Origin of the sequence: Vibrio sp. Vb1755 (genome assembly GCF_033338635.1) — a bacterium.
Classification (GTDB): domain Bacteria; phylum Pseudomonadota; class Gammaproteobacteria; order Enterobacterales; family Vibrionaceae; genus Vibrio; species Vibrio alginolyticus.
The window spans coordinates 1-9168 of record NZ_JAWOTA010000050.1; the positions used below are offsets into that span (position 1 = coordinate 1).

Consider the following 9168-nt stretch of genomic DNA (forward strand, 5'->3'; position numbering starts at 1 on the left):
ATATCGGTAATACCAAAGCGTTCCATCAGCACCGCTTTTGGATCGTCTTCAGTACGGATGATCTCAATCACTTCATCTAGGTTGAGGTAAGCAACTAACAAACCTTCCAAGATGTGTAGACGAGCCATTACTTTGTCTAGGCGGTGTTGTAGACGACGACGCACAGTCGTACGACGAAACTCGATCCACTCAGACAGAATTTGCACCAGACCTTTAACTTGAGGACGGTTATCCAAACCAATCATGTTCAAGTTAACGCGGTAACTGCGCTCAAGATCCGTTGATGCGAACAAGTGGTTCATCAACAAATCACAATCGACGCGGTTTGACTTAGGCACCACAACGATACGCGTTGGGTTCTCGTGATCCGATTCGTCACGAAGATCGTCAACCATTGGCAGCTTCTTCGCACGCATCTGGTTAGCGATTTGCTCAAGCAGTTTGGCACCCGATACTTGGTGAGGCAAAGAAGTGATAACAATATCAGAACCTTCTTTATGCCAAACCGCGCGCATTTTGATGCTGCCACGACCGTTGCGGTAAATCTTCTCGATATCCGCTTGCGGCGAGATAATTTCTGCTTCTGTTGGGTAATCCGGACCTTTAACGAACTGCATCACATCAGGCAGTTCTGCTTTCGGGTTGTCGATCAAATGAATAGTCGCATCTGCGATTTCACGAACGTTGTGCGGTGGGATGTCTGTTGCCATACCAACGGCAATGCCGGTTACACCGTTAAGCAGGATGTGAGGCAGACGTGCTGGCAACATTTGTGGCTCTTTCATTGTGCCATCAAAGTTAGGTTGCCATTCAACCGTGCCCTGGCCAAGTTCGCCAAGCAATACTTCAGCAAACTTAGACAGTTTTGCTTCGGTATAACGCATTGCCGCAAATGATTTCGGATCATCTGGCGCACCCCAGTTACCTTGACCATCCACTAATGGATAGCGGTAAGAGAATGGCTGAGCCATCAATACCATCGCTTCGTAGCACGCTGAATCACCGTGCGGATGGTATTTACCTAGCACGTCACCAACGGTACGTGCAGATTTTTTGTATTTTGCTGATGCAGAGAGACCAAGCTCTGACATCGCATAAATGATGCGTCGTTGAACCGGCTTTAAGCCATCACCAATGTATGGCAAGGCGCGGTCCATGATTACGTACATCGAGTAGTTCAGATAAGCGTCTTCAGTGAACTTGCGCATTGGCAATTGTTCGACGCCATCGTAGGTAATTTCTGTAGACATCCGTTACACCTCTGCCAAGTCGCCGTTGTTTTGTAGCCAAGAACGACGGTCATCTGCACGCTTTTTACCTAGCAGCATGTCCATCATTTCCATGGTCGCCGTAGAGTCGTCAATGGTTAACTGCACTAAGCGACGCGTGTTCGGATCCATGGTGGTTTCACGCAACTGAAGTGGGTTCATCTCACCCAGACCTTTGAATCGTTGCACGTTGATTTTGGCTTTCTTCTTCGACAAGCGCTCTAAAATGCCATCTTTTTCATCATCATCGAGGGCGTAGAACACTTCTTTCCCGCAGTCGATTCGATACAGAGGCGGCATCGCCACATAGATATGACCCGCTTCCACTAGTGCGCGGAAGTGACGAGTAAATAGAGCACAAAGCAGCGTTGCGATGTGAAGACCATCCGAGTCCGCATCGGCAAGGATACAGATCTTACCGTAACGAAGACTCTCGAGGTTGTCGCTATCTGGGTCAATACCCAAAGCAACGGAGATATCGTGTACTTCTTGAGACGCAAGAACTTGATCGGCAGAGACTTCCCAAGTGTTCAAGATCTTACCACGCAGTGGCATCACAGCTTGGAATTCACGGTCACGTGCCTGTTTTGCCGAGCCACCCGCAGAGTCACCCTCCACAAAGAAGATTTCCGTGCGACTTAAGTCTTGTGCTGAACAGTCGGTCAACTTGCCTGGCAGTGCCGGACCGGACGCCACTTTCTTACGTACGACTTTTTTCGCCGCTCGCATACGACGGTGCGCGTTAGCGATACAGACTTCTGCCAATTGCTCTGCGAGCTGAGGCTTTTCGTTCAACCAAAGGCTGAACGCATCTTTGACTACGCCAGAGACAAATGCCGCGGTTTGACGAGAAGAGAGACGTTCCTTGGTCTGGCCCGCAAATTGCGGGTCTTGAATCTTAACCGACAGCACGTAAGAACAGCGGTCGAAAACGTCATCACCCGTTAGCTTCACACCACGAGGTAATAGATTACGGAACTCACAGAATTCGCGCATCGCTTCCAACAAGCCTTGGCGTAAACCATTAACGTGCGTACCACCTTGAGCGGTTGGGATTAGGTTAACGTAGCTTTCGGTGATCATCTCACCGCCTTCTGGCTGCCAAATTACCGCCCAGTTTGCCGCTTCAGTATCCGCCAAGAACTCACCAGTAAATGGTTCTTCAGGAATAACTGGATAGCCTTTTACACCTTCCGCAAGATAGTCTTTCAAACCGTCTTCGTAGTACCACTTATAGTCTTTGCCATTAACTTTGTCGGTTAATGTGATTTCTAAACCCGGACACAAAACCGCTTTTGCGCGCAGGTTGTTGACTAAGCGCGTCACAGAGAAGTTAGCCGAATCGAAGTACTTCGCATCAGGCCAGAAATGTACGCTGGTACCGCGATTACGACGACCACATGTGCCAGTTACGGTCAGATCAGACACTTTCTCGCCGTGTTCAAATGCAATTTCATACACTTGACCATCACGACGAACTGTTACTTCAACGCGTTTTGACAACGCGTTTACTACAGATATACCTACCCCGTGCAAACCACCAGAGAATTGGTAGTTTTTGTTAGAGAACTTACCACCCGCATGTAGCTTACATAGAATTAGCTCTACGCCTGATACTTTCTCTTCTGGGTGGATATCAACAGGCATGCCTCGACCATCATCGATCACTTCGAGTGATTGGTCAGCATGTAGGATGACTTGTACTTTTGAGGCATGTCCGGCTAGCGCTTCATCGACACTGTTGTCGATAACTTCTTGGCCCAAATGGTTTGGGCGCGCTGTATCCGTATACATCCCTGGTCGGCGACGTACTGGCTCTAAGCCATTCAGTACTTCAATGGCACCAGCATTATATTGTTCAGTCATAATACGGAATTATTCTCAAAGTTTACTTGTTGCCTGAGTATCACCAATGGGCGTACCCATACTCAGGAAACGAAAAAGCCACCCTGTTCACATCACTAAGAGTTTGTAAACATGATGCATAACAAAGTAGCCAGGGTCCTCGACCCTTAAGATCTTTTGGCAAAACATAGTCGGAAAGCATACCGCCCATGTCAAGAAACGGTTGGATATATCAATAAAAACTATGAGCCTTTTCCAATCGCTTTCGAATTACAGTTCTAGAAACTCGATAATCTGTGCAGGATAACGCTCAAAGCCTACAAAACTGTGATCACCGCCTTGTTCTACTGTTTGCTTAGCGTCTGCAAACTTATCTACCGCTTGTCGATAGTCTAAAACCTCATCTTCTGTTTGTTGCAATAACCAAAAAGAATGTGGCGACGCGATGCTTTGTACATCAAGAGCTTTTAACTCGTCAATATGACAAGCTTCAAGTGTATAGGTTTCATGCGTATATGGGTTAGTTTGCTTACCCAAATAATCTACTAGCAACTCATAAGGCTTGACTGCGGGGTTAACCACTACCGCTTTAAACCCAAACTTGTCATTTAGCCACGTTGACATAAAACCGCCTAATGAGCTGCCCACTAGACCAATTTTATAGTCATCTTTATATTGCTCGATAATATCCAACAACATTTTCGCCGCTTGCTGAGGATAACAAGGTAACTGGGGAACAATCACCTTGATATCAGACCTATGTTGCTCGCAGTAGGCTCTCATCACATTCGCTTTCATGGAGAGTGGAGAGCTATTAAAGCCATGGATATAGAGAAGAAGTGAAGGTTTACTCATAGATATCTCGCACAAAAAAGCGAGCCCGAACAGAGAGCTCGGGCGCGTTAGTAGCCGTTAGAAGAGAAGTCTGGTTGGAACTGGCCATCAGGAAGCCGACCTACTTGGGTCGTAATATCGCCACAAGCGTGTAGTTGCAGTTCCCGCCAACCAGGCGAAGTGGTATCAAGGGCAAAATCATCCGAGTTAGGCTTAAACTGAACACAAGTTGAGGGTGTTGCCATCACTCGAATGCCCTTGTGAAGCACATTCATATCTTGATGAACATGGCCACAGAGAATGCCTTTCACGTTATCAAAACGCTCGACAACCTGCCAAAACGCTTCGGCATCTTTTAAAGTATGTTGATCAAGCCACGCGCTTCCCACCAGTAACGGGTGATGATGCAACAAAACAAGTGTGTGTCTTTCTGGGTGTTCGGCTAGCTTTTCTTCGAGTAGCGTTAATTGCTGATCACTCAAGCGCCCATGAGGAACGCCAACCACTTGCGAGTCTAAAAGAATTAACTGCCAATACTCGCCAAGCAATACATGCTCTGCGGCTTTGATTTGTGGCGAAGGCAAAACACTGCCCATATTAGGCTTGTAATCATGATTACCAGGTAGCCAAAAACAGTCTTTCTCTAGCGGTTCAATGCCGTTGGCAAAGCGCTGATAAGATTCTGCACTATGGTCTTGGGAAATATCGCCCGTCGCCAAAATGTAATCAAACGCCACGTTGCGGCGTAAAACATCAGCAACAACAGCATTAAAGCTATCGACTGTTTTTACGCTTAGCAAACTTCCCTCATCGGCAGCAAACAGATGAGTATCCGTAATTTGTAAAAGTTTGATGCTGTCACTAGATGATTGCAAAATGAAAACCTGATTCGTCCACTATATCGATATTTGTTATTTTCCTTTAGTGACGTGACGATCAATTGAAGGCAAGTGGTGTTCTACTGATACCACTTCGTAAACAAAACGTCAGCCATTCACCGAGGAATGTGTTTAATTGATGCTTTTCATCTTTCTGCATCAGTTGGTCATTGGGATAATCATACTTAGCTTTTATGCGAGAGAACTCTCCGCTTGAGCATACTTCGGCTACTCTCGCATCATGATAAAGCCTGACAGACATCGTCGGTAAAGGAAACACTGGCGTTTCATCACTCTGACATATCTCAACAACTGTGGTGTATTTTGTGATTTCATTCACGGTCAATTGGTAAACCATGTTCGCCGCTTGGTAGCAACGTACATCCCCAACTTCGGCAGAAGCAGGCAATAAGGCGTTCAACTTAGCGTAGTTGGTCTCATAGGTTCTCATAAGACCAGCCAAATCAACATGATATTGTTGTTTTTCAGCCAATTGTGCCATTACTCACTCTCCACCGTTTGGGATAGTCCCCATTCTGACTTTAACTCTTGATGGTGTAATTGCAGCCATTGCAACGCAATAATCGACGCACCATTTTCAAATTTTCCGTCCTTCACCCATTGATACGCCGTTTCACGACTCATGACATGAACGCGGATATCTTCATTCTCATAGTCTAAACCATGAATGCCGTGCGCTTTAGACGCATCCACTTCACCAACAAAGACGTCTAGCTTTTCCGAGCAACCACCAGCCGAAGGATAATAGGACGTAACAGGTACAACGCGCCCCACCTGAATCCCCGCTTCTTCGACAGCCTCTCGACGAATTACGGCTTCAGCAGATTCATCGCGGTCAATCATACCGGCGACAATTTCTAGCTGCCAAGGGTGTTCATGTTCCAACGCGCCAATACGAATCTGTTCAATGATTACGACCTGGTCCGTCTTTGGATCATAAGGAAGCATCGCTGCTGCGTGACCACGCTCGAACATTTCTCGTTCGACAACTCCACTCCAACCACCAGCAAATAGCCTATGCTGAAAGCGGTATTTCACCATTTTGAAAAAACCTTCAAATAAGGTTTCTTTCGAGATGACTTTTACATCTCGCGAAGTAAAATCTTGTTGTTGTTTGTCACGCTGTTGCATTCAACACCTCTCTGAGTGAATCCTGTAGTTTACTCATTGTTATTCGCTTGCTCAAAGGACTTGGCTCAACTTTTTGTATAATAGTTACAAATTAATTTAAGTCTTTGCTAAAAATTTATTGCACAAGTGGATAATTACGTGTAAAAAAGTGCAAACTTTAGAGTAAATATCGTGCAAATTGAGTTAAACTACTGAGAATTAACCAATCTATGGACCGCGGGAATAGAAAATGAAAAAATTGCTTCCACTATTTATCAGTGCAGCGCTAGGTAGCATGAGTACGTCTGCGTTCGCAGACTCTTTGGCTGAAATCTACGACTTGGCAAAACAAAATGATCCACAATTGCTCAGTGTAGCAGCACAACGTGACCAAGCTTTCGAAGCAATCACCTCAAGCCGTAGTGCTCTATTACCACAGATCAACCTTACTGCGGGTTACAATTTAACTCGTGGTGATACTGAATACGATTCAAATCTAATTAGTGACGTATCAAACGATGGCAACGCGCTAACCGCTGGCGTTAGCTTTTCACAAGCACTTTACAACCGCGCATCTTGGATCTCTCTAGATACTGCTGAGAAAAGTGCTCGCCAAGCAGACGCAACTTACGCAGCGACGCAACAGGCACTGATTCTTCGCGTGTCACAAGCGTATTTTGAAGTTCTACGCGCACAAGATAATCTTGTTTTCGTACGTGCAGAAAAAGCCGCGGTTGGCCGTCAACTTGAGCAAACTAAACAACGTTTTGAAGTAGGTTTGTCTGCAATCACTGACGTGCATGACGCACAAGCTCAGTACGACCAAGTGCTAGCGGACGAAGTGTTGGCAGAAAACGCGCTAACTAATAGCTACGAGTCACTGCGTGAAATTACAGGCCAAGAGCACAAAGATCTCAACATTTTGGACACTGGCCGCTTCACTGCTAGCCCATCGACCGTACCAGCTGAATCGCTCATTGATGAAGCAAAAACCAAAAACCTGACCTTGCTATCTTCACGTATTCTTCAAGACATTGCGCGTGACAATATTTCACTAGCAAGCTCTGGCCACCTACCAACGCTCTCTCTAGACGGTGGTTACAACTACGGTGATACTTCTCATAGCTCTCGTGATAACACGACAGACAACTTCAATATTGGTGTGAACCTTGCAGTACCGCTATACACAGGTGGTAACGTAACCTCTCAAACCAAACAAGCTGAATACGCGTACGTGGCAGCAAGCGAAGATCTTGAAGCACAGTACCGTAGCGTAGTCAAAGATGTTCGCGCACAAAACAACAACATTAACGCCTCTATCGGCGCATTACGTGCGTATGAGCAAGCGGTTATTTCTGCACGCTCTGCACTAGAAGCAACAGAAGCTGGCTTTGATGTAGGTACTCGTACTATCGTTGATGTACTGGACGCGACTCGTCGTCTATACGATGCGAACAAAAACCTATCGAACGCTCGTTACGACTACATTTTAAGTGTTCTTCAGCTACGCCAAGCAGTTGGTACGCTAAGCGAACAAGACATCTTGGACGTTGATGCAGGTTTGAAAGCGGCAAAATAACCGCTAACTGAATACTTCAGGTCTTAATAAATAAAAAACGCCAGTTGAGTTATCAGCTGGCGTTTTTTATTACTTGTAGTTCAGAGCCTAAAAGTGTCTCTGAGCATCAAGTATCAAAAAGGCCGCACTTAGCGACCTTTATGAGCAAATAGCATTTCAATGCTAACAAACAGCAGGCTTAGCCCTTACCGCCTTTGATTGCATTAATGATTTCACTGGTCGAGCAGCCATCTTCAAAGTTCAATACACGAACTTCACCACCCGCCGCAATGACTTCTTTACCACCAGCAATCTCTTCTGGTTTGTAGTCACCGCCTTTTACTAGCAAGCTTGGTAGAACTTCTGAGATCAAACGCTGCGGCGTATCTTCACTAAATGGTACAACCCAATCCACAGCGCCCAAACCTGCCAACACCGCCATGCGGCGATCGGTTGGGTTTACCGGACGACCAGGGCCTTTAAGGCGTTTTACTGACTCATCGGTATTTACCGCAACGATTAGGCGATCGCCCAGTTCAGCAGCATGGTTTAAGTAAGACACATGCCCAGCGTGCAGAATATCAAAGCAGCCATTTGTCATAACGACTTTCTCGCCACGAGCTCGTGCTTTTTTCACCGCTTCGATCAGTGCTTTTTCTGAAATCACACCGTAATCCGTGTCTTGGCTGCCATGTACCGCTTCTGCTAATTCAATCTCAGAAAGCGTTGACGTGCCTAGTTTACCAACTACAACACCTGCCGCTGCGTTTGCTAGTGCACACGCTTCTTCAAATGATTTGCCTGCGGCAACAGACGCTGCCAATACAGAGATAACCGTGTCGCCCGCACCTGTCACGTCGTACACTTCTTTCGCTTGAGTTGGAAGGTGGAACGGTTCCTGACCACGACGAATCAAGGTCATTCCGTTTTCGCTGCGTGTCACTAAAAGCGCTTCAAATTCAAACTCTTCAACCAAAGCCAGCGCTTTCTCTACTAGCTCTTGGTCAGATTTCACTTTACCTACAACGTCTTCGAACTCTTTCATGTTTGGCGTAAGAAGTGTTGCGCCACGGTAGCGTTCAAAATCCGCACCTTTCGGGTCAATGAAAACCGGAATATTTGCTGCGCGCGCTTTTTGAATGTATGCCTGAACATGCTCTAACGAACCTTTTGCGTAGTCAGACATAATCACGGCTTTAACGTTTGGCAGTGCGGCATCCATACGCGATAGCACAGGTGCAGAATCTGTGTTTTCAAATTTGTCTTCGAAGTCGAGGCGGATCAGTTGTTGTCCACGGCTCATTACACGAAGCTTCGTAATCGTTGGGTAATCAGGCAGCGCAACGAAATCGCACTTCACATTGAGCGAGCTCAGCGTCTCCGTCAGCACTTTTGCAGGCTCATCTTCCCCAGTTAGACCAACAATGTGAGCATGGCCACCTAATGATGCGATGTTCATCGCAACGTTCGCAGCACCACCAGGACGCTCTTCATTGTTTTCTACTTTTACAACAGGAACCGGCGCTTCAGGAGAAATGCGCCCGGTTGGGCCATACCAGTAACGATCTAGCATGACATCACCGATGATGAGCACACCAGCGCTGTTGTAATCAGGTAGAATTGGTTTCATTGTTGGTCTCCAAAAATTAAATCG

The 9168-nt window shown here is 46.4% G+C and carries 8 protein-coding genes; 1 reads left to right on the forward strand and 7 read right to left on the reverse strand.

Features of this window, described 5'->3' with window-relative positions:
* The 6 genes from parC to nudF form a co-directional block, all read right to left on the reverse strand.
* Positions 1–1250 (reverse strand): DNA topoisomerase IV subunit A (parC, locus tag R7E00_RS22225; RefSeq protein WP_318124473.1); only part of this gene is annotated, 1250 nt, incomplete at its 3' end.
* 3 nt (positions 1251–1253) lie between these two features.
* Positions 1254–3134, reverse strand: a complete 1881-nt coding sequence (parE, locus tag R7E00_RS22230) for a DNA topoisomerase IV subunit B (protein WP_005387417.1) — start codon at positions 3132–3134, stop codon at positions 1254–1256.
* Positions 3135–3383: 249 nt separating this feature from the next.
* On the reverse strand, positions 3384–3968 hold the full coding sequence (gene yqiA / locus R7E00_RS22235) for an esterase YqiA (protein WP_005379875.1): 585 nt from the start codon (positions 3966–3968) through the stop codon (positions 3384–3386).
* 47 nt (positions 3969–4015) lie between these two features.
* Positions 4016–4822 carry a 3',5'-cyclic-AMP phosphodiesterase gene (cpdA, locus tag R7E00_RS22240; RefSeq protein ID WP_047101984.1) on the reverse strand — a complete coding sequence of 269 codons (807 nt, stop codon included), beginning with the start codon at positions 4820–4822 and terminating at the stop codon, positions 4016–4018.
* A 61-nt stretch (positions 4823–4883) separates the two neighbouring features.
* Positions 4884–5327, reverse strand: a complete 444-nt coding sequence (locus R7E00_RS22245) for a DUF1249 family protein (RefSeq protein ID WP_017633603.1) — start codon at positions 5325–5327, stop codon at positions 4884–4886.
* The gene (nudF, locus tag R7E00_RS22250; RefSeq protein WP_017633602.1) at positions 5327–5977 is read right to left on the reverse strand and encodes an ADP-ribose diphosphatase; all 651 of its coding nucleotides are present in this window, start codon (positions 5975–5977) and stop codon (positions 5327–5329) included. Before nudF ends, R7E00_RS22245 begins: the two co-directional genes overlap by 1 nt.
* A gap of 229 nt (positions 5978–6206) precedes the next feature.
* Between nudF and tolC the strand changes: the two genes are divergently transcribed.
* Positions 6207–7535 (forward strand): outer membrane channel protein TolC, encoded by a 1329-nt coding sequence (tolC, locus tag R7E00_RS22255; protein ID WP_005379884.1) that lies wholly within the window; start codon positions 6207–6209, stop codon positions 7533–7535.
* 178 nt (positions 7536–7713) lie between these two features.
* Here tolC and hldE read toward each other — a convergent pair whose 3' ends face one another.
* Complete coding sequence (gene hldE, locus R7E00_RS22260) at positions 7714–9144, reverse strand: bifunctional D-glycero-beta-D-manno-heptose-7-phosphate kinase/D-glycero-beta-D-manno-heptose 1-phosphate adenylyltransferase HldE (protein ID WP_017633601.1); 1431 nt, start codon at positions 9142–9144, stop codon at positions 7714–7716.
* Between the last annotated feature and the right edge of the window lie 24 nt (positions 9145–9168).

Coding starts and splice junctions, on each gene's coding strand:
- parE (WP_005387417.1), bottom strand. CDS start 3,134: ATGACTGAACAATATAATGCTGGTGCCATTGAAGTACTGAATGGCTTA.
- yqiA (WP_005379875.1), bottom strand. CDS start 3,968: ATGAGTAAACCTTCACTTCTTCTCTATATCCATGGCTTTAATAGCTCT.
- R7E00_RS22245 (WP_017633603.1), bottom strand. CDS start 5,327: ATGGCACAATTGGCTGAAAAACAACAATATCATGTTGATTTGGCTGGT.
- nudF (WP_017633602.1), bottom strand. CDS start 5,977: ATGCAACAGCGTGACAAACAACAACAAGATTTTACTTCGCGAGATGTA.
- tolC (WP_005379884.1), top strand. CDS start 6,207: ATGAAAAAATTGCTTCCACTATTTATCAGTGCAGCGCTAGGTAGCATG.
- hldE (WP_017633601.1), bottom strand. CDS start 9,144: ATGAAACCAATTCTACCTGATTACAACAGCGCTGGTGTGCTCATCATC.